This window comes from Tardiphaga sp. P9-11, from assembly GCF_008329525.1.
In the GTDB taxonomy this organism is placed as follows: Bacteria; Pseudomonadota; Alphaproteobacteria; order Rhizobiales; family Xanthobacteraceae; genus Tardiphaga.
This window is the reverse complement of record NZ_NPKQ01000010.1, coordinates 28,001-48,775: the sequence shown is the minus strand read 5'-3', so window position 1 is coordinate 48,775 and position 20,775 is coordinate 28,001. Positions and strand designations below refer to the sequence as shown.

Annotated in this window: 16 protein-coding genes and 1 pseudogene; 3 read left to right on the top strand and 14 right to left on the bottom strand. The window is 61.7% G+C overall.

Annotation, left to right across the window (positions count from 1 at the left end; all coding sequences use genetic code 11):
• Positions 1–41: 41 nt before the first annotated feature.
• From CIW50_RS24360 to CIW50_RS24310, 11 genes are all read right to left on the bottom strand, one after another.
• The gene (locus tag CIW50_RS24360; RefSeq protein ID WP_149533764.1) at positions 42–3,131 is read right to left on the bottom strand and encodes a MexW/MexI family multidrug efflux RND transporter permease subunit; all 3,090 of its coding nucleotides are present in this window, start codon (positions 3,129–3,131) and stop codon (positions 42–44) included.
• A 115-nt stretch (positions 3,132–3,246) separates the two neighbouring features.
• Positions 3,247–4,443 carry an efflux RND transporter periplasmic adaptor subunit gene (locus CIW50_RS24355; protein WP_149533763.1) on the bottom strand — a complete coding sequence of 399 codons (1,197 nt, stop codon included), beginning with the start codon at positions 4,441–4,443 and terminating at the stop codon, positions 3,247–3,249.
• A 1-nt stretch (position 4,444) separates the two neighbouring features.
• Complete coding sequence (locus tag CIW50_RS24350) at positions 4,445–5,152, bottom strand: TetR/AcrR family transcriptional regulator (protein ID WP_149533762.1); 708 nt, start codon at positions 5,150–5,152, stop codon at positions 4,445–4,447.
• 731 nt (positions 5,153–5,883) lie between these two features.
• Positions 5,884–6,747: a sugar phosphate isomerase/epimerase family protein gene (locus tag CIW50_RS24345; RefSeq protein WP_149533761.1), complete on the bottom strand. Its 864-nt coding sequence runs from the start codon at positions 6,745–6,747 to the stop codon at positions 5,884–5,886.
• Position 6,748: 1 nt separating this feature from the next.
• Positions 6,749–7,948, bottom strand: coding sequence for a dihydrodipicolinate synthase family protein (locus CIW50_RS24340; protein ID WP_149533760.1), 1,200 nt, complete (start codon positions 7,946–7,948; stop codon positions 6,749–6,751).
• A gap of 8 nt (positions 7,949–7,956) precedes the next feature.
• Positions 7,957–9,108, bottom strand: a complete 1,152-nt coding sequence (locus CIW50_RS24335) for a Gfo/Idh/MocA family protein (RefSeq protein WP_149533759.1) — start codon at positions 9,106–9,108, stop codon at positions 7,957–7,959.
• Positions 9,109–9,110: 2 nt separating this feature from the next.
• Complete coding sequence (locus CIW50_RS24330; RefSeq protein WP_149533758.1) at positions 9,111–10,523, bottom strand: enolase-like domain-containing protein; 1,413 nt, start codon at positions 10,521–10,523, stop codon at positions 9,111–9,113.
• A gap of 11 nt (positions 10,524–10,534) precedes the next feature.
• On the bottom strand, positions 10,535–11,386 hold the full coding sequence (locus CIW50_RS24325; protein WP_149533757.1) for an ABC transporter ATP-binding protein: 852 nt from the start codon (positions 11,384–11,386) through the stop codon (positions 10,535–10,537).
• Positions 11,387–11,436: 50 nt separating this feature from the next.
• Positions 11,437–12,429 (bottom strand): ABC transporter substrate-binding protein, encoded by a 993-nt coding sequence (locus tag CIW50_RS24320; RefSeq protein ID WP_149533756.1) that lies wholly within the window; start codon positions 12,427–12,429, stop codon positions 11,437–11,439.
• Between the two features lie 72 nt (positions 12,430–12,501).
• Entirely contained in the window at positions 12,502–13,233 is a 732-nt protein-coding gene (locus CIW50_RS24315) for an ABC transporter permease (RefSeq protein WP_502707538.1), read from the bottom strand.
• Between the two features lie 194 nt (positions 13,234–13,427).
• Positions 13,428–14,087, bottom strand: a complete 660-nt coding sequence (locus tag CIW50_RS24310) for a TetR/AcrR family transcriptional regulator (protein ID WP_349636759.1) — start codon at positions 14,085–14,087, stop codon at positions 13,428–13,430.
• Positions 14,088–14,332: 245 nt separating this feature from the next.
• Here CIW50_RS24310 and CIW50_RS24305 point away from each other — a divergent pair, with 245 nt between their 5' ends.
• Entirely contained in the window at positions 14,333–15,097 is a 765-nt protein-coding gene (locus CIW50_RS24305; RefSeq protein ID WP_149533753.1) for a sulfite exporter TauE/SafE family protein, read from the top strand.
• Between the two features lie 60 nt (positions 15,098–15,157).
• On the opposite strand, the gene CIW50_RS24300 is transcribed toward CIW50_RS24305, so the two are convergent.
• Positions 15,158–16,000 carry a VOC family protein gene (locus CIW50_RS24300; RefSeq protein WP_149533752.1) on the bottom strand — a complete coding sequence of 281 codons (843 nt, stop codon included), beginning with the start codon at positions 15,998–16,000 and terminating at the stop codon, positions 15,158–15,160.
• A 204-nt stretch (positions 16,001–16,204) separates the two neighbouring features.
• Here CIW50_RS24300 and CIW50_RS24295 point away from each other — a divergent pair, with 204 nt between their 5' ends.
• Entirely contained in the window at positions 16,205–17,098 is an 894-nt protein-coding gene (locus CIW50_RS24295; RefSeq protein ID WP_149533751.1) for a sugar kinase, read from the top strand.
• 5 nt (positions 17,099–17,103) lie between these two features.
• Positions 17,104–18,009, top strand: a pseudogene (locus CIW50_RS24290) (ribokinase); the annotation flags it as partial.
• Between the two features lie 9 nt (positions 18,010–18,018).
• Here CIW50_RS24290 and CIW50_RS24285 read toward each other — a convergent pair.
• Both CIW50_RS24285 and CIW50_RS24280 read right to left on the bottom strand, forming a co-directional pair.
• On the bottom strand, positions 18,019–19,725 hold the full coding sequence (locus CIW50_RS24285; protein WP_149533750.1) for an IlvD/Edd family dehydratase: 1,707 nt from the start codon (positions 19,723–19,725) through the stop codon (positions 18,019–18,021).
• A gap of 88 nt (positions 19,726–19,813) precedes the next feature.
• Positions 19,814–20,632: an NAD-dependent epimerase/dehydratase family protein gene (locus CIW50_RS24280; RefSeq protein ID WP_149533749.1), complete on the bottom strand. Its 819-nt coding sequence runs from the start codon at positions 20,630–20,632 to the stop codon at positions 19,814–19,816.
• Positions 20,633–20,775: the final 143 nt, after the last annotated feature.

Here is a 20,775-nt window from a genome sequence, read left to right as displayed (position 1 = left end):
GTGTGGCCCTGCAAGCTCAGCTTCAAGACCGCGTCATACGATCAGGCCGTCCGCGTGTGCTCCAGATCGAATTCCGCGATCTGCTTGGCACGTTCCGTTTCCTTGCCGGCGCGGTGATCGGTGGCGATTGCCACATACACCGCGGGCAGCACGAACAGTGTGAACAGCGTGCCGATCATCATGCCGGAGACGACCACGAGGCCGATCGAGAAGCGGCTCGCTGCACCTGCACCCGCAGCGGTGAGCAACGGCAGCAGACCGGTGACCATCGCAGCCGTGGTCATCAGGATCGGACGCAGACGCACCCGGGCGGCCATCTCGATGGCCGAGCGACGATCGAGGCCTTCCTTGAGCTGCAGTTCGTTGGCGAACTCCACCATCAGGATGCCGTGCTTCGAGATCAGGCCGACCAGCGTCAACAGACCCACCTGGGTATAGATGTTGATCGTCGCCAGACCGAAGAACAGCGGAATCAACGCACCCAGGATCGCCATCGGCACCGTAATCATGATCACCAGTGGATCGCGCAGACTTTCGAACTGCGCCGCCAGAACCAGGAAAATGATGATCAGCGCGAAACCGAAAGCCACCGCGAGCTGGTTGCCTTCCTGCACATACTGCCGGCTGTCCGCGAGATAATCGTGGTTGAAACCCGCCGGCAGTTGCTTGGCGGCGCCCTCCAGGAAGTCGACCGCCTGCCCCACCGTCACGCCCGGCATCGGCACGGCCTGGAAGGTCGCCGAGTTCAGCTGATTGTAGTGCGACAGGGCATTCGGATTGGTCCCGGTCTCGACCTTGACCAGCGTCGACAGCGGCACCTGCTGGCCCGTGGTCGTCGGCACATAGTAGTTCGCCAGCGAATCCTGCGAGAGCCGCATGCCGCGCGGCACCTGCGGGATCACCTGATAGGAACGCCCTTCCAGGTTGAAGCGGTTGGTGTAATTGCCGCCCAGCAGCGTCGCCAGCGTGTTGCCGATGCTCGCCATGGTGATGCCGAGATCGTTGGCCTTGGAACGATCGACGGAGACGCGAACCACCGGCTGATTGAAATCGAGATCGCTGTCGCTGACGATGAACAGGCCGCTCTTGCGCGCGGTGTCCTTCAACTTGACCATCTCCTCATAGACCGACTGGAAACCGTTGGTCGAGCTGATCACCATCTGGATCGGCAAACCGCCAGGACCGCCCGGCAGCGCGGGAAGGTTGAATGCGAAGGCGTTGACACCCTCGATCTTGCTGAGTTCGGCCTGCACCAGCGGCTTCAGCTGTGTGGACGAACGCTTGCGCTCGTCCCACGGCTTCAACAGCATGCCGGCGATGCCGTTGCTCGGACCGTTGGTGCCGTTGATGATGAAGCGCAGGTCGGTTTCCGGAAATTTTTTGAACGCCTCGTCCATGCGATCGCCGTAGAAATCCGCGTAGTCGATATTGGCGTATTTCGGCCCCTTGGTCACCGCAAACAGGATGCCCTGATCTTCCTCGGGCGCCAGTTCCTTCGACGTATTCATGTACATGAAGCCGACGAGACCGAGGATCACAACGGCGAACATGGCCGTGATGGGACGATAGTCCAGCGAGCGATCAAGCTGCCGGCCATACCAACGCGTGGTGGCGCCGAAAACCTTGTCCACCTTCTTGGCAAACCAGCCCGGCTCTTCCTGCTTCAACAGCACCGAGCACATCATCGGCGACAGCGTCAGCGCGATAACGCCGGATACGATCACCGAGCCCGCCAGCGTGAAGGCGAATTCGCGGAACAGCGCACCGGTCAAACCGCCAATGAAGCCGATCGGCGCATACACCGCCGCCAGCGTGATGGTCATGGAGATGACCGGACCGACGATCTCGCGCGCGCCTTCGAGCGACGCCTGCACCGGCGATTTGCCCTCCTCCAGATGGCGGTGGATGTTCTCCACCACCACGATGGCGTCGTCGACCACGAGGCCGATGGCGAGCACCATCGCCAGCAGGGTCAGCAGATTGATGCTGAAGCCCATGATGAGCATGAGGCTGCAGACGCCAACCAGCGACAGCGGAATGGTGACGACGGGAATGATGACCGAGCGGAACGAAGCCAGGAACAGAAAGATCACCACGATCACGATGCCGACCGCTTCGATCAGCGTGTGCTCGACTTCCTCGATCGACGACGTGATGAACTTGGTGGAATCGTAGGCGACCTTCATCTTCAGCGACGGCGGCAGGTTGCGCTCAAGTTCGGGGAACAGCGCGCGCACGCCCTTGACGATGTTGAGCGGATTGCCGAGCGGCGTCGACTGCACGCCGATAAAGATCGCGCGCTCGCCACTAAACGCCACGCTCGCGTCCGTACTCTGCGCGGCAAGCTCGATGGTGGCGATATCCTCCATACGCACAAAGCCACCGTCCTTGGCTTTCACCGTCATGCGCTTGAATTGGTCGACATTCTGCAGGTCGGTATTCGCCGTCACATTGGAGACGATGTAATAGCCCTTGGTCTGACCGGCTGCCGCCTGGAAGTTGTTGGCGCGGATCGCCGCAGCTACATCATCCGGAGATACACCGCGGCCCTGCATGCGGAGCGGATCGAGCCACAGGCGCATCGCGAAGGTCTGACCGCCGAGAATTTCGGCCGATGCCACGCCGTCGACCGTCGACAGGATCGGCTGCACCGCGCGCGTCAGATAATCGGAGATCGCCGAACCGGACAGTTCCTCACTGGAGAAGCCGAGATACATCACCGCCGTGGTCGATCCGGTAGACTTCAGAATCACAGGATCGTTGGCTTCCTTCGGGATCAGGTATTTGACCGAATTGACCTTCGACAGAACTTCGGTCAGCGCGGCATTGGGATCGACGTTGAGCTTGATATAGACCGAGATCAGGCTCTGGCCCTGCGTCGATGCCGACGTCATGTAGTCGATGCCTTCAGCAGCCGCGACGGCCTGCTCGATCGGCGTGGTGATAAAGCCCTGCATCAGGTCCGGCGACGCGCCGGGATATACCGTGGTGACGGTGATCACGGTGTTCGACAGTTTCGGATACTGACGGATCGGCAGGCTGGTTGCAGCCTTGAAACCGATCAGCAGGATCAGCAGGCTGACGACCAGCGCCAGCACCGGGCGCTTGATGAAGATATCCGTGAAGACCATTGCGGTCGCTCCGTCATCGGCATCATCAGCCGGCCATCACAGGCCGCGCGACGATGCGAGAAAATCATTCAGATGAACCGGGACGGACCGCATGTCGCGGCCCGTCCATCGGGTCTCAGTTCAGCGGCGGCTTCGCCGGAATCTGCGGGATCGGATCGGTCGAGATCGACACCAGCGCGCCGGATTGCAGCTTGAGCTGGCCGACCGCGACGACACGATCGCCGGCCTTCAGGCCTTGCGTGATCACGGCGCGGCCCTCGAGACGATCGCCAGTGCGCACGAAGGTCCGCACCGCCGAGAGTTCGGTCTTGCCATCGTCGCTCTTCTTCTCGGTGATCAGATAAACCGAGTCACCATAGAGCGTGTAGTCGACTGCGGTTTCCGGCACGGTGATGACAGCCGGTTTGCTCGGCAGCACGACGGTCGTGGTCGCGAACATGCCCGGCTTCAGGATGCCTTCCGGATTCTGCAGCGTCGCCTGGACGCGAATGTTGCGCGTATCGGCTGATATCTGCGGCTCGATCGTAGTGATCTTGCCCTCGAACTTGCGGCCCGGATAAGCATCGACCGAAATGCGCACAGCCTGACCGACCTGCAGCTTGCCGGAGTCTTTTTCCGTGACCGTGAAGTTGTTGTAGACGGCGGACAGATCGGTGAGCGACACGATCTGCGTGCCAGCCGTCAGGTACTGGCCGACTTCGACCCGACGCGTGCCGAGCACGCCGTCGAACGGCGCACGCACCTGCTTCTGCGAAATCACCGCTTCGGTCTTGGCGATATTGGCCTGCGCCTGATCATACGCGGCCTGCGTGGTGTCGACGGTGGCCTGCGGACCAACCTGACGCTCGGCGAGCTGTTTGGCGCGATCGAGATTGATGCGCGCCACGGTGGCAGCCGCCTTGAAGTTGGCGAGGTCGCCCTGGTCCGGACCGTCGAACAGTTGCACCAGCGGCTGCCCGGCCTTGACGGTCGCGCCCGCGGTAAACTGAATATCGGTAATGCGGCCATTGACGTCAGAGGTGACGTTGACCTGATGCACAGCGGCGAGATCGCCGACGGCGCTGATCAGGTTGGGCACGACTTCGGACTTGGCATCCGCAACACTCACCACAGTCGGCGGCGGCTTCATGGTGGCGAAGAACTGCTTGATCATGTGGGCGCGGAACGCGTTGAAGCCCACAAGGCCGCCCACCAGGATCGCGAGCAGAATGCCGACGATGATGAACCAACGCACCATCCGCGGACGCGGACGGGGCTTCTCGACAGTCGCACGCGGCGCCGTAGTGCTGTTGGGTTCGGTCGTGAGTGTCATGTCATGCGCTTTCTGTCGTATTCGCTGGCATCAGGTCCGGCGGAAGCTCGCGATCGATATACGTCGCGATCGCCGTGTCTTTCAGTCCGATTCCGCGGAGAATAAATTCGCAAAGTTGCCGCTCATTATCGGCGGTGCTGGCATAAGGCAAACAGGGAACCGAGGGAAGGCGCGATAATGCCGCCATCATCGCGGTGTGGTGCGCGAACCAGAAAAGACCCATCGGCTCTCTTCCGACCCGGACCGCGTCACCCGTCCCGACAGCGTGCTCCAGTGACGCCGTAAAGGTCGGGCCAATCAGTTCGCCGATCTTGTCGAACAGCAGCCGGGCGAATTCGCCGTCCTGCAACTGGCTGATGACCATCAGCCGCAGGCGCTGCGCCTCTTCATGATCGGGATCGGGATCGCGCGGAATGTCGAGGAAGTGTCCGACCATGCCGCGAATCAGAATCACCAGCGTCTCGGTCGACGGCGGCAGACCGAGCAGCTTGTTGAGCCCGGGGTCGGCTTCGCATTCCTCCGCCAGGATCTCGGCATAGAGCGCAGACTTGGTCGGGAAGTGCTTGAACAGCAGGCCTTCCGAAATCGACGCTGCAGCCGCGACGCTCTTGGTCGTGGTGCCGGCAAATCCATTGCGCGCAAAGCATCGCTTCGCTGCGCTGAGGATCAGCTCGCGCCTGAGGTCATGGGTCATTCGAAGTGTGCTCATAGCGTCGTGAGTAAGCACTCACCCAAGTTTCTGTCAACAAAATGGTGCGTCGCGTCAGGAGAATGACTGCAGGTGGTATCGCGCCGCCACAGTGTTGCATTCTCGCGACGCCGGAGCGTCGAGATGTGAGCAGTCCCTCAAGATGAGGGGTGGCGGCGCGCCATAAGGCGCAAGGGATGGTTTGTGGCGCGAGGCCGTGAGGCTCCCGCGCAACGCCTTGAGGGCGCGCCACCGTGGCGATCTTGGGCGACGGGACCATTCTTCCTGTACTGGGCATGGGCATCGCGCCCGTCAACCAGCGGTTTTCCCGCCTTCACCCGCACCAATAAGCCGCACGATAGCGGCAGACCCCTGTAGTGGCCCCGGACGGCGACCCGAGGCCTCCCGGTTACGCATGGATACGTCCTCCCTCGCCCGCAGGCGCCACATCCCGCTCCGCCTCGAGACGCCTCTCGAAGCGCCCCCTCGCGAACGAGGTGCGCGGGTTACAACCCTTTCTGGATTATTGTCAAAAATAAATAGGAAAAAAATGTTTAGGTGCTCTAGTCCCAAACTGTCATTCCGGGGTGGCACCGGCGCAGAAGGCGACGGCACAGAGCCTCAGCACTCTACTTGGAGTGGCTGAGAATCCCGACACGGGAAGCTCTGACTGCGCCAAACATATCGAGCTTCCGGGCTCGTGCTTTGCCCGCTTCGCCGCGAAGCACGCCCTGGAATGACGAGTTCAGCTACTATACCACCGTCTTGTGTCGCTCGATGCAGGTGGTCAGTACCTCGTCCATCGACTTGCTCCACCAGTTCTCCGAAAAGATCTCGATCTCGGAATAACCGGCAAAGCCCTGCGCTTCCACAGCAGCACGTGCGCTGCGGATATCGATGACGCCGTCGCCCATCATACCGCGGTCGTTGAGGATGTCCTTCGTCGGCACCAGCCAGTCGCAGACGTGAAATGCGAGCAGACGGTCCTGTCCTGCCCGTGCGATCTGCCCATGCATCTCCGGGTCCCACCAGATGTGATAGACGTCTAGGGCGACGCCGAGCATGCCGGTGCGGTTGGGATCGAGCCGGTCGCAGATATCGAGTGCCTGTTCCGTCGTATTCACGCAGGCGCGGTCGGCCGCATAGGCCGGATGCAGCGGCTCGATGGCCAGTGGCATCTTCGCCTGCCTGGCATATTCCATCATTTCGGCGATGCCGTCATCGACCTGCGCGCGCGCATTGATGATGTTCTTCGATGGCGCAGAGCCCGGCCGCGAATACTGCGGCAGGCCACCGACGACCAGCACGATGCAAGGTGAGCCCAATGCTACCGCTTCATCGACGCAGCGTTTGTTGTCATCGCGCTGCTGCTGGCGATGGGCTTCGTCGGAGACGAACATGCCGCCGCGGCAATAGCCGGACAGTTCGAGATCGTGATCCCTGACCGCCTTCACGGCCTTGTCGAGACCGACAAGCGCGACCTGATCGCGCCACGGCGAAACACCGCGGATCTTGTGACGCGCACAGGCCTCGGCGATGGCGACGAAGTCGCCCTGCTTGCGCACTGTCGCCGTATTCAGCGACAGCCAGCGATGGTCATTCGAGAAATCACGCATCTCAGGCTTCGATCCCGCGTGTGACCATAATCGCCTTCATGCGCTGCGTCGCCAGTTCGGGATTGGCCAAGAGACCGGCCTTGTCGGCGAGACGGAACAACTCGGCGAGATGCTGCGTCGAGCGCGTGCTTTCCTGGCCGCCGATCATGGCAAAGTGGTCCTGATGGCCGTTGAGATAGGCCATGAACACGATCCCCGTTTTGTAGAACCGCGTCGGCGCCTTGAAGATGTGACGCGACAGCGGCACCGTGGGACCCAGCACATCGTGGAAGCCGGCCTCGTCGCCCGCCGCCAAACGCGACAATGCATAGGACGCGGCCGGTGCGATAGCGTCGAATATGCCGAGCAGCGCGTGCGAAAAGCCCTTGTCGTCGCCGGCGATCAGTTCGGCATAGTTGAAATCGTCGCCGGTATACATCTTGACCTTGGGATCAAGACGACGACGCATGTCGATTTCGCGCTGCGCGTCGAGCAGCGAGACCTTGACGCCGTCGACCTTGGCGGCGTTGCGGTTGATGACGTCGACCGCGATATCCATCGCGGTGTCGAGGCTCGGCGTGCCCCAATAATTCGCCAGCGCCGGATCGAACATGTCGCCGAGCCAGTGGATGATCACCGGCTGCGCCGACTGCGACAGGATGCGGTCATAGACGCGGCCGTAATCCTCGGCGCTCCTGCCGAGCTTGGCCAGCGCGCGCGACGCCATCAGGATGATGCGGCCGCCGATTTTCTCGATGGCTTCGAACTGCTGTTCGTACGCCTTGATCACATCATCAATGGACTTTGCGTCTTCCACCGCGAGGTGATCGGTGCCGGCACCCGAGAACACCAGCGCGCCGCGCGGCTTCGCCGCCGCGACAGAGCGCGTGATGAGTTCGAGCGAGGTCGGCCAGTCCATGCCCATGCCGCGCTGGGCGGTGTCCATCGCTTCCGCGACGCCAAGACCGAGATCCCAGACATGCTCACGAAACGCGATGGTGCGGTCCCAATCGATGGTCTGATTGAGCCACGGATCGCACTCCGCCAGCGGGTCGGCGACGATATGCGCCGCCGAGAAGGCGATGCGGTTCAGCGTGCCGTCCAACTTGGCCGGAAACGTGCGCGACGCTGCGAGACGATAGGTCTCGATCGAACGATCAGCCTTCGGCAGTTTCAGCGACAGCGACGACGCGGTCGATGTGGGCATGACTGGCTTGTTCATGGCGAACCTCAGACCTTGAGTGCGGGAACGTCGATCCAGCGACGCTCCTTCCAGCTTTCCAGCGCGCATTCGACGAGCTGCACGCCCTTGGCGCCTTCGAGCAGCGTGTACTTGTAGGGCGCGTCCTCGCAGACGTGCCGAATGAACATTTCCCACTGTTCCTTGAAGCCGTTGTCGTAGACGGCGTTGTCCGGAACCTTCTGCCAGTCGGCATAGAAATCGTGGGTGCGCTTCTCGTCGGGATTCCAGATCGGGCGCGGCGTCGCCTGACGGGCCTGGATCATGCACTCGGTGAGACCGGCAACGGCCGAACCGTGGGTGCCATCGACCTGGAAGGTCACGAGGTCATCGCGATAGACGCGGGTGGCCCAGGACATGTTCATATGGGCGATGACGCCGCCCTTCAGCTTGAAGGTCGCATAGGCGGAATCGTCGGCGGTCGCCGTGTACTTCTTGCCCTGCTCGTCCCAACGCGCCGGAATGTCGGTGGTGCCCAAACACGTCAAGCTCTCGACTTCGCCGAACAGGTTATCAAGCACGTAGCGCCAGTGGCAGACCATGTCGAGGATCATGCCGCCGCCGTCTTCGGCGCGGTAGTTCCAGGACGGGCGCTGGGCTTCCTGCCAGTCGCCCTCAAACACCCAGTAGCCGAACTCGCCGCGCACCGAGAGCATCTTGCCGAAGAAGCCCGAGTCACGCAGCATCGCCAGCTTCTTCAGGCCTGGCAGGAATAGCTTGTCCTGCACCGTGCCGTGCTTGAGGCCCTTGGCGTTCGCCTTCTTGATGACGTCGAGCGCCGCTTCCAGATTGGTCGCGATCGGCTTCTCGCAATAGATGTGCTTGCCGGCCTCGATGGCGCGGTTGAGCAGACCCGGGCGTGCCTGCGTGGTCGCCGCGTCGAAGAAGATGCTGTCGTTCTTGTCGGCGAAGGCCTTGTCGAGATCGGTGGTCCAGCGCTCGATGCCGTACTTCTTGGCGAGGCCCTCGATCTTCTCGGCATTGCGGCCGACCAGGATCGGATCCGGCATCATGCGGTCGCCGTTCTTCAGGGTCACGCCACCTTGCGCACGGATCGCAACGATCGAGCGCACGAGATGCTGGTTGAGACCCATACGGCCGGTGATGCCGTTCATGATGATGCCGAGGCGGTGGACAGCCATAGTCAGGACTCCTGGAGAACTTTAGTTTGGGAATGATCGGATGAAGCGAGCTGGAGCGGCGACAGCACCGACCAGTCCGGATATGCGCCGGATGCAAATCCGGCAGAGGTCAGCGATCCCGTGAGGAGATCGCCGTCGTGAATCGACAGACGGATGGTGTCGCCATCCCGGCTGTAGAGATCGGGATGAGCCCTGAGGAATGCCTCTGCCTCGCCATCCGGCGCGCTGCCGAAACCATCGACGTAATGGTGGCCGTTGCGCTCGGCATGGGTGACACCGATCAACGCACCGAGCGCGAGATCCTGCTGCACACCGAGCCCGGCCTGGCAGGTGAGATCCTCGCCGGTGATGAAATGCTCGACGCCCTGCGCGCTCCACGCCGCGGCGCGCGTCGCATTGGCGACGGACTTGTAGAAGCCCTTGCAGGATTTTGAGGAAATGCCGCGATAGCCCAGCGCCTTGGCGGCGGGGAATGCGTCCCAGTTATCGTCGGCCTCGTCGATGATGAAATTTCGCGATGACAGTCGGCCCAACGGCGACTCCCGCGTAATGTCGCGCGGCATCGGCTGCTCGATATACAGGAGTTTCGATGCGATGGTCGTAAGTGCGCTGTCGTTATCGAGACGATCAACCAGTGCCCCGAGTGCATGAAGATCGGCATATTGTTCGTTGGCGTCGAGAGTGACCTGATAATCGCAAGGCAGCGTCGTCAGTGCCTGACCAATGCGTGTCAGCCGTGCTGCATCGGCTTCCGGATCGCCGTTCATCTTCAGCTTGAAGTAGCGTGCGCCGCTGTTTTCGCGGGGGTCGGCGACACCGCCCTCGCCTTCGATCACATCATCGAGGCCGACGGTATGGCGAAGCGCGACGCGCTCGAGCCGCTCACGGCCCGCGAGGAACGTCGCGATGTCGTCAGCGCCGAGATCGGGCGCAAGACGCACCGTGAGGCCGGCGACATTTGCAACCATGCCGTCGAAGAAATTCAGATTGAGACCACGCAGCAGCGCGTCCAGCACAGCCTTGTCGATTTCCGCCGGGCCGAAGCCTGCGGCCAGAGGTGGAATGTCCAGTTCAGCACAGGCCTTCATCTGTTCGCCGATACAAGCCGCATGCAGACCGAAGGCGGAAATGAAACCGGATTGCGCGCGATAGAGTTCTTTGGCGATGACCAGCGACTGCCGGAGCTCATTCACGGTGTCATCAACGGCGAGATGCGGCCGCTTGTCGAACCACTTCGGCACCATCAGCTCGGCCGAGGCGCCGACAAACACGCCCTTGCCTTCGACCTCGAGCTCGACGCGCACGAAAGCCTGCGGCGCGGCATTGACCGTCACGGCGCCAAAGCGAAACGGCCGCACGAACGCCACGTGGCGCTCGAACAGCGTAATGTCTCGCAAGGCGATGCGTGGCGACATGGAAGTGTGCCTTAGTCCAGCGCGCTGTTGGTCATGAAATGCTTGCGGATGCGCGCAACGAGATCGATGAAGATCGGGTTGGCCATCGCATCGAGGGTGCGCTCGCGGCCGAGCGGCACGTCGTAAATCGCAGCGATGCCGCCGGGGCGTTCGGTCATCACCAGCACCTTGTCGGCGAGAAACACGGCTTCCGGAATCGAATGGGTGATCAGGAGGATCGTCTTGCCAGTGGTGCGCTGGATGCGCGACAGCTCGACATTCATCTTCTCGCGCGTCATGGCGTCCAGCGCGCCGAACGGCTCGTCCATCATCATGATCTTGGGATCGTGAACCAGTGCACGGCAAATCGAGGCCCGCTGCTGCATGCCGCCGGAGAGCTGCCACGGCAGCTTCTTCTCGAAGCCTTCGAGGCCAACCATTTTCAGAAGCTGCTTGGCGCGGTCCATATAATCGGCGCGCGGCAGGTTCTTCATATCGATCGGCATCAACACGTTATTGATGATGTTGCGCCACGGCAGCAACAGCGCGTTCTGGAACACGATGCCGACATCGCCATGCGGCTCGGTGACCTTGTTGCCGTCGACGTGGATTTCGCCGGTCGTCGGTGGAAGCAGTCCCGAGATCATCTTGAGCAGCGTGGACTTGCCGCAGCCCGATGGGCCGACCACGACGAAGAACTCGCCGTCATTGATGTGGAAGTCCAGGGGACGCAGTGACGGCACTTTGCCGTCGCCGGTCCCATAGGTCTTGGAGACGCCGGAGAGATTGATCCCCGACGTCGTCGATGGCGCGGACTGCTCTGATACGACGCGAAGATGCGCACTCGGTTGATCGACGCTCATGGTCCTCATCGCTGCAGTCATGAAGGCTAGTCCTGTTGGTTTCGTCAGTTCGGTCGAAGCAACCGGGCCGGTTACTTCGGCAGATATTCGTTGGTGTAAAAGGCTTTCGGGTTTTCCTTGGCCTTGGCTTCCAGACCGCCGTATTCGACCATCAGGTCCACCGAGTCCTTCATGTTCTGGTCGGTGACCTGGAACGGGCGCTTACCCTTGGTTTCCGGCGTCGTGTAGAGCGGGATGGTGAGTTCGAACCCCTGAGTCAGGGTCTCGATCTTGCCGCCCTTCGGGTTGGCATCGAGGATCGACTGCGCAGCAGCCTTCGGCTCCTTGGATGCCGCTTCTACGGCCTTGGTGGTCGCCGACATGAAGCGCTTCACGAGATCCGGATTGGCCTTGGCATAATCGGTGTTGGTGATGATGCCCGACGACACCAGATGAATGCCGTAATCGGCGAACTTGATCGGATAGACATCCTTGCCGGTGGCATCCTTGATCTTCATGGACTGGTCCATAACGTAACCGAGCAGCAGGTCAGCCTGGCCGTTGATGACGGCGTTGAGCTTGGTCTGTCCGTCACCGGCAACGGTCTTGAAATCCGATTCTTTGAGGCCGGCCTTCTTGAGGAACAGCGGCCAGATCTGGGTCATGGAATCCGCCGGCGTGATCGCCACGGTCTTGCCCTTGATGTCGTCCGGCTTCTTGATGTTCTTGTCGACGAAGCCCATCACCGACATGGCCGAGGTCTGCAGCAGCACGCCGGTGGCGATCACCGGGGCGCCCTTCACGGCCGCGCGCATCATGGTGGGGACATCGACATAGCCGAAATTCACGCTCTTGGCGGCGACGGCCTGCACGGTCGCAGCTGAACCGCGGCCTTCCTGAATGTCGAGATCGATGCCTTCGGCTTCATAGATGCCCTTGGCCTTGCCGTAATAGAACGGCGCATGCTCGCCATAGACATACCAGTTGAGCATCAGCGTCACCTTGTCGGCGGCAGCGGCCGGCGTGGCGAGTGCGAGCGTGACGGTGATCGCAGCTGTCGAAACAGCAGTAACCCATTTCAGCATTTGTAGCCTCCCATTGAAGCAGTGATTGCGGCCCGTTTCGCCGGACCGCTTGTTTGGAATTGCACGTCCCGATCAGGATCCGACGAAGACATCCGCGCGCTGACTGACATGCCAGGGTATCGCAAAGCGTTCGATACGATCGACAAGCCAGAACAGAATGACGCCGAGCAGCGCGAGGATCACGAGAGCCGCAAACATCGTCGGCAAATCAAAGGTGCCGATCGACCGCTGCAGCACATAACCGATGCCGGAATTTGAGCCCACAAACTCACCGACCACCGCGCCGACGACGGCGAGCGTGACGGAGACCTTGAGGCCGGAGAAGATCGCCGGCAGCGCGTGCGGCAGGTTCACCGCGCAGAACACGCGAAAGCGGCTGCCCTTCATGGCGCGGGCGAGATCGACCATGTCGGGATCGACCGACTTGAAGCCTTGCACCGCCGACACAACGACGGGAAAGAATCCGAGCAGAAAGGCGGCAATGATCTTCGGCACGATGCCGAAGCCGAACCACACCACGAACAAGGGTGCGATGGCGACCTTCGGAATCGACTGCGAGAACACCAGCAGCGGATAGACATAGCTCTCGACGGTCCGCGAACCGGCGATCAGCATGGCGATCGGAATGCCGAACACGGCAGACGCCAGAAAGCCGAGCAGCGTTGCGTAAGTCGTCGGCCCTGACTGCGCGAGCAGCTCGGGCCAGTCGGTATAGAGCACCTTCACGACATCGCCGGGCGCAGGGATCTGATAGGCGGGAATGTTGAAGATGCGGATTGCGAGATCCCAGCCGACGACGATCATCACCAACAGCACGAAGGGACGCAGCCATGAGGCGTTCAGCAGCTTCGATACACTGCCGGGTGCTTTCTTCTCACTCACGCGTTTCGTCTCCCAGATGCCGGCTTCGCGGTCGCATTTAACTCGTTGGATAAATACAGCGCATGCCTTCGCTGTTGTCAATTGCGCGCTGAACTAGCGGAAATTACGTAGCGATTTCAGGCGGTTTGACGCGTCGGGGTGTGGACAACCGATGTCGGCGGCAACTGGAATTCGGCGACCGAACGCCCGGTGAGTGCCGCCAGAACCAACGCCACCATGTGGGCCAGGCGCTCGTCCCGCGCCTCTTTCGCCAGGAGGTCCCGGCCGAAGATCACGCTCAGCGTGGCGTTGTTGCCGATATAGAAAAAGCTCAGTGCGGCGATGGAGATGTAGAGCTGCACCGGATCCATCGCGACCTTGAAATCGCCCGACGCAACGCCGCGCAACACCACCGTACGGATCATCTCCACGAACGGCGAATGCATCGACTTCACTTTGGTGGAGCGCTTGATGTGCTTCGCCCGCTCCAGATTTTCGGTGTTGAGCAGCGCGAGGAATTCCGGGTTGCGGATGAAATAGTTCCAGGTGAAACCGATCAGGCTCTCGATGGCCTCAGGCGGATCGAGATGTTCGAGATCGAGCGTGCGTTCTTCGGCGCGGATCTGCTCATAGGCACCTTCGAGTACCGCAAGATAGAGCGCATCCTTGTTGCCGACGTGGTAGTAGAGCATGCGCTTGTTGGCACCGGCCTGCGCGGCGATGCGATCGACGCGCGCACCGGCGAGGCCCTTGCTTGCGAACTCCTTCTTGGCGGCTTCGAGAATGCGCAAGCGCATCCCTTCCGGGTCGCGCTGCCACTTCAATGCTTTCTTCGGCGCTTTTTTAGTTGTTTTTGCCAAACCCGGATCCCGTCGCTCAGCGGAATGACGCAACAGCCGCAAGTCCACAGCTACACGCTCTTCGCGTGTAGCACGCGTTTGCGCCCTTGAGAACAAAGCATCTTCTGGCCCATATGCGCAAACGGGCATCGCCTTTTGCGGGTACCGTCGCTATCACTGCCCTGCCCCAACCGGACCTGCCCGTGCCCGCCATCATCACAGACCCGTTCTTCTACGTCGTCGCCATTCCCGCGGTGATTTTTCTCGGCCTCTCCAAGGGCGGCTTCTCCGGCGTCGGCATTGCCGCCACGCCGCTGCTGGCCCTGTATCTGCCACCACTGGAGGCGGCCGCCTTGCTGCTGCCGGTGCTGATCACGCAGGACCTGATCTCGATCTATGTCTATCGGCGCGAATGGGATGCCTCGAATCTGAAGATCATGCTGCCCGGCGCGGTCGCCGGCATGACGCTGGCGTGGCTGCTCGCCTCCTACATTTCCGACAATGCAGTGCGCATCACCGTCGGCCTGATCGGCCTCATCTTCGTGATCGATGTCTGGCGCAAGCGCGCCAGGATCGAGCCAACGCGCATGGGTCCGGCCGGCGGCGTATTCTGGGGCGCGGTGTCGGGGTTCACGTCGTTCATGACGCAGGCTGGCGGTCCGCCGTTCCAGGTCTATGTGCTGCCGCAGCGGCTGCCGAAGCTGGTGCTGGTCGGCACCACGACGATTTTCTTCGCTGTCGTCAACGCGCTGAAGATCGTGCCCTACTTCGCCCTCGGCCAATTTCACGCCGGCAATTTCGCAACATCGGTAGCGCTGCTGCCGATGGCCATCGTCGCGAATTTCATGGGCATCTGGCTGGTGAAGCACACGCCCACCGCATTGTTCTACAACATCGCATATGCGCTGCTGTTTGTGATCTCGCTGGTACTGCTGTGGCAGGGGTGTTCGGTGTTGTGGCGGGGGTAGTGGAAACGCGATTGCGTAGGATGAATTTCGCTCCGCTCTACCCACCCTACGATCACTGCATCAATCCTTCCCCGTCCGCTCGATCAACAGCGTTGGAATTCCACAGGTGCCGTCGCGCAGACTGACGACGCGGGTGCCCGGCTTGCGGCCGTTACGCACCTCCGACACATTGACATGCGCGGCGAGCAAGCGCTCGCGGACGGCATCGACGTCGGCAACGCGCCAGGTCATGCCCCAGAGCTTGTCGCGATTCCTGTCCGCCTTGTCGTCGGGACGATGCACCACCTCGACGATCAGATCGCCGCAGCGAAAGAACATCAGATGGCCCCATTCCGGATTGGAACGGTCCAGCGCCATGTCGAGGCCCAGTCGCGCACCATAGAGCGCGGCCGCGCGCTCGGGATCCTGCGTGGCGACAACGATATGGTCGAGGCCAAGGAACGGCGCATCACCCACCGCGGACGACACCGGTCGCTCGTCGGACATTTCGAGAAAGAATTGCCGAACACCACGCGTCGTATCCGTCGCTGCACGGGTGCGCTTCCACGACAGCGTGGCGCCGGTCTCGGTATCCCTGCTCTCGACCTCGGCGATAGGATCAGGCTTGAGTGCCAGGCGATCGAGCCGGCGATGCATCTTGGCAATATCGCCGGTCCGGAAACAGATGCTGGCCAGACTGGCGCCCTGCTCCGGCAGCACAGCGCGGATACGATCAGCCGCCGGACCATGGCCGACGGGTGCCATCAGCTCGACCGACATGTTGGCGACCGTGAACATCGCCATTGCCGCCCCCTCGCCCGTGCTGCGCCAGGCGGGCGCACGGGCAAACAGGGTCTGATAGGTAGCGATCCCTGCCTCCAGGTCCTCCAGCAAAATGACGACATGATCCAGCCCGGTGATCATCGCATCCCTCCCGATGTCGTAGTGTTGTTATGATCCGACTATGCCAGTTTTCCAGCGAGAATGCTGGAAACCGCGTTCAACTGGCCAGGGCATCCTGCGGCATCGCACAATTTCGGTGGTGACCTCGTCGCAGGCGCTGTTAAGCTGACGGATGCGCCGTCTCCGGACGGATGCAGCCATCCCTCAGGCGAGACGGACGGATTCATGAAGGCACTCTTTATCGGACAGACTTATATCGACGTCACGTTCATCACCGACCATATGCCGACCGGCGACGAGAAACACGTCGCTTCCGACTATGCCGTGTCATTCGGCGGCAATGCGGTGACGGCGGCCTTCTGCTGCGCCAAGCTGGGCATCGTGCCCGATCTGATCGCCACAGTGGCCAATGACTGGCTCGGCCGCATGTTCATGGACATGTCGGCGAAATACGCCATCGAGGTCCATCCGCGCAAAGTGGCGAGTTCATCGCTGTCCTTCATCATGCCGAAAGACGGCAAGCGCGCCATCGTCCGCTGCCGCGACGACGAACACATCCATCCTTTCCCGCTGCTCAATCTCGGCGCCTGCCGCGCACTGCATATCGATGGCCATCAGCCCGATGCCGCGATCCACTATGCGAAACTATGCCGCGAGGCCGGCATCCTCACCTCACTCGACGGCGGCGGCTTGCGCACCAACACCCATGAGCTGCTGGAGTTCATCGACGTCGCCATCGTCGCCGAACGTCTGTGCGAGCAGATGGATCTGACGCCGGAGAAGATGCTCGATTATCTCAAGGCCCGCGGCTGCCGCGTCGGCGGCGTCACCCTCGGCGAGAAGGGCCTGCTCTGGTATGACGAGGCCGGCACGGTGCATACGCTGCCCGCACTACCGATCCCGCGTGAGAAGGTGATCGACACCAACGGCGCCGGTGACGTATTCCACGGCGCTTACGTCTATTCGTATCTTGCCAATCCCGGCGATAGCTGGGCCGAGCATTTCAAATTCGCGCGCGCCGCATCGACGTTCAAGATCCAGCGGCTGGGCAACGAAGCGGGACTACCGACATTGTCGGATATCGCGGCGGTCCGTGAGGAGTATCGGGCACAGGTGTGAGCACCATGGGCCAGGTTTTCGTCGCCGGCAGCATCAACACGGACGTGGTCGCAACAGCTGATCGCCATCCGGCGATCGGCGAAACCGTGGCAGGCCGCGAGGTGTTGTATTTTCCCGGCGGCAAGGGCGGCAATCAGGCCGTTGCTGCGGCGAAACTCGGCGCAGCGACCATATTGATCGGCTGTACGGGTGCGGATGCCTTCGGGCGTGACACCAGGGCATTTCTGGCCATGCAGGGCGTCGATCTCGCTTACGTGCGTGAGGTCACAGGCGTTAGCACCGGAACGGCCATCATCACCGTTGCGAATAGCGACAACACCATCATTGTCGTGCCCGGCGCCAATGCGCTGGTGAACGCCGCAGATGTGAGCGCGCCCGTGCTCCGGAAGGGTGATGTTGCCGTCAGCCAGTTTGAAATTCCGCAGCCCGCCATCACGGCTTTCTTCACGCGGGCGCGCGCATCCGGTGCAACCACAATTCTCAATCCGGCACCGGCGATGCCGATCGGCCGTGAGCTCATGGCCCTGGTCGATGTCTTGATCCTCAATGAAAGCGAGCTCGGCCTGCTCGCAGGTGTCGAACTGCGCGACACGGCTCCGGATGTGCTATTCATCGACGCTGCTTCGACGTTGCAGATAGATCATCGGCCAAACATTTGTGTCACGCTGGGGAAACGCGGCGTGATCGCGCTGATCGACGGACAGGTCCATCTTGAAGCCGCCCGCCTCGTCAAGGCCATCGATACCACCGGCGCCGGCGATTGCTTCGTCGGTGCTATAGCCGCGCAGCTTGCGGATGGATATTCACTGCAGAGCGCCATCGGCTATGCCAATGTCGCCGCCTCGCTTTGCGTACAGCGGATGGGCGCCGGGCCAGCGATGCCGACCGCGCAAGATGTGTCGGCCGCGCTCCGAATAGCGTCAGCCTTTCCCCTTCGCCGTCATGAAATCGAAGTCGCAGCCGTCATCGGCCTGCAGGATCGTGGTGTGGAACAGATGTGCGTAGCCGCGCTTCGCCCAGTCCGGCGTCTCGGCTGGCACGAGTGCAGCAGCCCGCTTCGCGAACTCGGCTTCGTCAATCAGGAGATCGATCGACCGTTTCGCCACATCCAGCCGGATCATGTCGCCGTTCTTCACCAGTGCCAGCGGCCCGCCCACCGCGCTCTCCGGCGTGATGTGCAGCACGATGGTGCCGAAGGCCGTGCCGCTCATGCGCGCGTCCGAAATGCGGACCATGTCCTTCACGCCGGCACGCGCCAGCTTCATCGGGATCGGCAGATAGCCCGCCTCCGGCATGCCCGGCGCACCCTTCGGACCGGCATTGCGCAGCACCAGCACGTCATCGGCAGTTACATCGAGATCAGGGTCATCGACGCGGTTGGTCATGTCCTCGACGGACTCGAACACCACGGCACGGCCGGTGTGCTGCATCAGCTTCGGCGACGCGGCGGAATGCTTGATGACGGCGCTGCGCGGCGCCAGATTACCGTGCAGTATCGCCAGCCCGCCTTCGCGCTTGATCGGATTGTCCTTCGAGCGGATCACGTCCTGACCCGGCACCTCTTCGGCATTCGCCACGATCTCGCGCAGCGTCTCGCCGTTGACGGATTTTGCATCGAGATCGATGAGATCGCCGAGCTGTTGCATCAGCTTCGGCACGCCGCCGGCATGATGGAAGTGCTCCATATAGTGATCGCCTGACGGCTTCAGATCGACCAGCACCGGCACATCACGACCAAGTTCATCGAAGGCCGCGAGATCGATCCGGTTCGGCGTGCGGTTGGCCATCGCGGTCAGATGAATGAGCCCGTTGGTCGAGCCGCCGATCGCCTGCAGCACCACCTGCGCATTGCGGAAGGAACCCGGCGTGAGAAACTCGCTCGGCTTCGGTCCCTTGTTCCTGGCGAGTGTCGCTGCGACCTTGCCGCTGGCTTCGGCGGAGCGAAAACGCTCCGCATGCGGTGCGGGAATCGTCGCGCTCATCGGCAGCGACAGGCCCATCGCTTCTGTGATGCAGGCCATGGTCGAGGCCGTGCCCATCACCATGCAGGTCCCGACGGACGGCGCGAGGCGCGCATTGACGTCGTCGATTTCCTGCTGGTCGATCTCGCCCGCGCGGAACTTGCCCCACATGCGCCGGCAGTCGGTGCAGGCGCCTAGCACCTCACCTTTGTGATGGCCGACCACCATCGGGCCCACCGGGATCACAACCGTCGGCAGATCGACCGAGAGCGCCGCCATGATCTGCGCCGGCAGCGTCTTGTCGCAGCCGCCGATCACGACGACCGCATCCATCGGCTGCGCCTTGATCATCTCCTCGGTATCCATCGCCATCAGATTGCGCAGATACATCGAGGTCGGATGCGCGAAGCTTTCACCGATCGAGATGGTCGGAAATACCATCGGCAGCGCACCGGCGAGCATCACGCCGCGCTTCACGGCCTCGATGATCTGGGGCGAATTGCCGTGGCAGGGATTGTAATCGCTATGGGTGTTGGTGATGCCGACGATCGGCCGGTCCAGCGCATCGTCGGAATAGCCCATGGCCTTGATGAAAGCCTTGCGCAGAAACAGCGAAAAGCCGGCATCGCCGTAACTGGTCAGCCCCTTGCGCAATCCGTCGGCCATGTCGCGTTCCCATTCCAAGCTTGTTTTTGAATGCTTCTTATGAAGCTGCCAAAATTCTTGTCAATGTGCGGAACGGACTGGCTGGGCCCTATTTCGGCTCCCACACCTTGCTGAAGTCACCGGCGAATTCGGCGCTGCAAAATGCGCCTCCTTGATAGAAGTCGCTGACGGCATCGGGCTTCATTTTTGCCTGTTCCGCCATCGCGTGCTCGCGGTGATCTTCCGCCTTGCCGGTCGGACGATAGCCGAGCTCGTAGGCACGGGAGTTATCCCACCAGGCGCGCTCGTTATAGGAGGCGCCATACAGCACCTCGAAATGGATCGCGGGATGTTCGAGGCCGATCCGGCAGAGCTGCACCAGATCCTCAGGCTTCAGCCAGATCGACAGCCGGCGCTGGTCCAGTGGCCTGTCGCCGAAATTGCCGATCCGCAGACATGTCACCGACAGTCCATATTTGTCGGCATAGAGCGAGCCCACCGCCTCACCGAACACCTTGCTGACGCCGTAGCGGCTGTCCGGTCGTGCGGTGACGTCCGGCGGGATCCTGCTGTGGCGCGGATAGAAGCCGACCGCATGGTTCGACGACGCGAAGATGATGCGCTTGACGCCCTTCTTGCGCGCGGCCTCAAACAGATTGTAGCCGCCGATAATGTTGGCCTGCAGGATCGTGTCCCACGGACCCTCCACCGAGAAACCTCCGAAATGCAGGATGCCGTCGACGCCCTCGCATATCGCTTCGACTGCTGCGAGATCGGCGAGATCCGCCTGTTTGAAATTCTCGGTCGGCTTGAGTTTTGGCGGCGGCGTGAGATCACTGAGTACGAGGTCCGGATAGATCGGCGGCAGCAGTTCCCGCAAGCGCGTGCCGATTCCGCCCGATGCACCAGTCATCAAGATCCTTGGCATTCCCGTCCCTCGTAATGTTGTCAGTTGTCAGACAAGTATGGCGCAGCGCCGACGTCTCAGCAAGGCGGCGCAACCGGCGTTGCTTGCCGCCCATCCCTACCGATGCTAGCAACGGGGTGAGGAAACGGCAAAGAAAGAGACAC

Excerpts from the sequence above, each read along its gene's own strand:
- CIW50_RS24340 (WP_149533760.1), bottom strand. The coding sequence starts at position 7,948 with ATGAACAAGCCAGTCATGCCCACATCGACCGCGTCGTCGCTGTCGCTG.
- CIW50_RS24335 (WP_149533759.1), bottom strand. The coding sequence starts at position 9,108 with ATGGCTGTCCACCGCCTCGGCATCATCATGAACGGCATCACCGGCCGT.
- CIW50_RS24320 (WP_149533756.1), bottom strand. The coding sequence starts at position 12,429 with ATGCTGAAATGGGTTACTGCTGTTTCGACAGCTGCGATCACCGTCACG.
- CIW50_RS24360 (WP_149533764.1), bottom strand. The coding sequence starts at position 3,131 with ATGGTCTTCACGGATATCTTCATCAAGCGCCCGGTGCTGGCGCTGGTC.
- CIW50_RS24300 (WP_149533752.1), bottom strand. The coding sequence starts at position 16,000 with ATGATCACCGGGCTGGATCATGTCGTCATTTTGCTGGAGGACCTGGAG.
- CIW50_RS24355 (WP_149533763.1), bottom strand. The coding sequence starts at position 4,443 with ATGACACTCACGACCGAACCCAACAGCACTACGGCGCCGCGTGCGACT.
- CIW50_RS24350 (WP_149533762.1), bottom strand. The coding sequence starts at position 5,152 with ATGAGCACACTTCGAATGACCCATGACCTCAGGCGCGAGCTGATCCTC.
- CIW50_RS24330 (WP_149533758.1), bottom strand. The coding sequence starts at position 10,523 with ATGTCGCCACGCATCGCCTTGCGAGACATTACGCTGTTCGAGCGCCAC.
- CIW50_RS24295 (WP_149533751.1), top strand. The coding sequence starts at position 16,205 with ATGAAGGCACTCTTTATCGGACAGACTTATATCGACGTCACGTTCATC.
- CIW50_RS24310 (WP_349636759.1), bottom strand. The coding sequence starts at position 14,087 with ATGCGCTTGCGCATTCTCGAAGCCGCCAAGAAGGAGTTCGCAAGCAAG.
- CIW50_RS24315 (WP_502707538.1), bottom strand. The coding sequence starts at position 13,233 with ATGATCGTCGTCGGCTGGGATCTCGCAATCCGCATCTTCAACATTCCC.
- CIW50_RS24285 (WP_149533750.1), bottom strand. The coding sequence starts at position 19,725 with ATGGCCGACGGATTGCGCAAGGGGCTGACCAGTTACGGCGATGCCGGC.
- CIW50_RS24280 (WP_149533749.1), bottom strand. The coding sequence starts at position 20,632 with ATGCCAAGGATCTTGATGACTGGTGCATCGGGCGGAATCGGCACGCGC.
- CIW50_RS24345 (WP_149533761.1), bottom strand. The coding sequence starts at position 6,747 with ATGCGTGATTTCTCGAATGACCATCGCTGGCTGTCGCTGAATACGGCG.
- CIW50_RS24325 (WP_149533757.1), bottom strand. The coding sequence starts at position 11,386 with ATGACTGCAGCGATGAGGACCATGAGCGTCGATCAACCGAGTGCGCAT.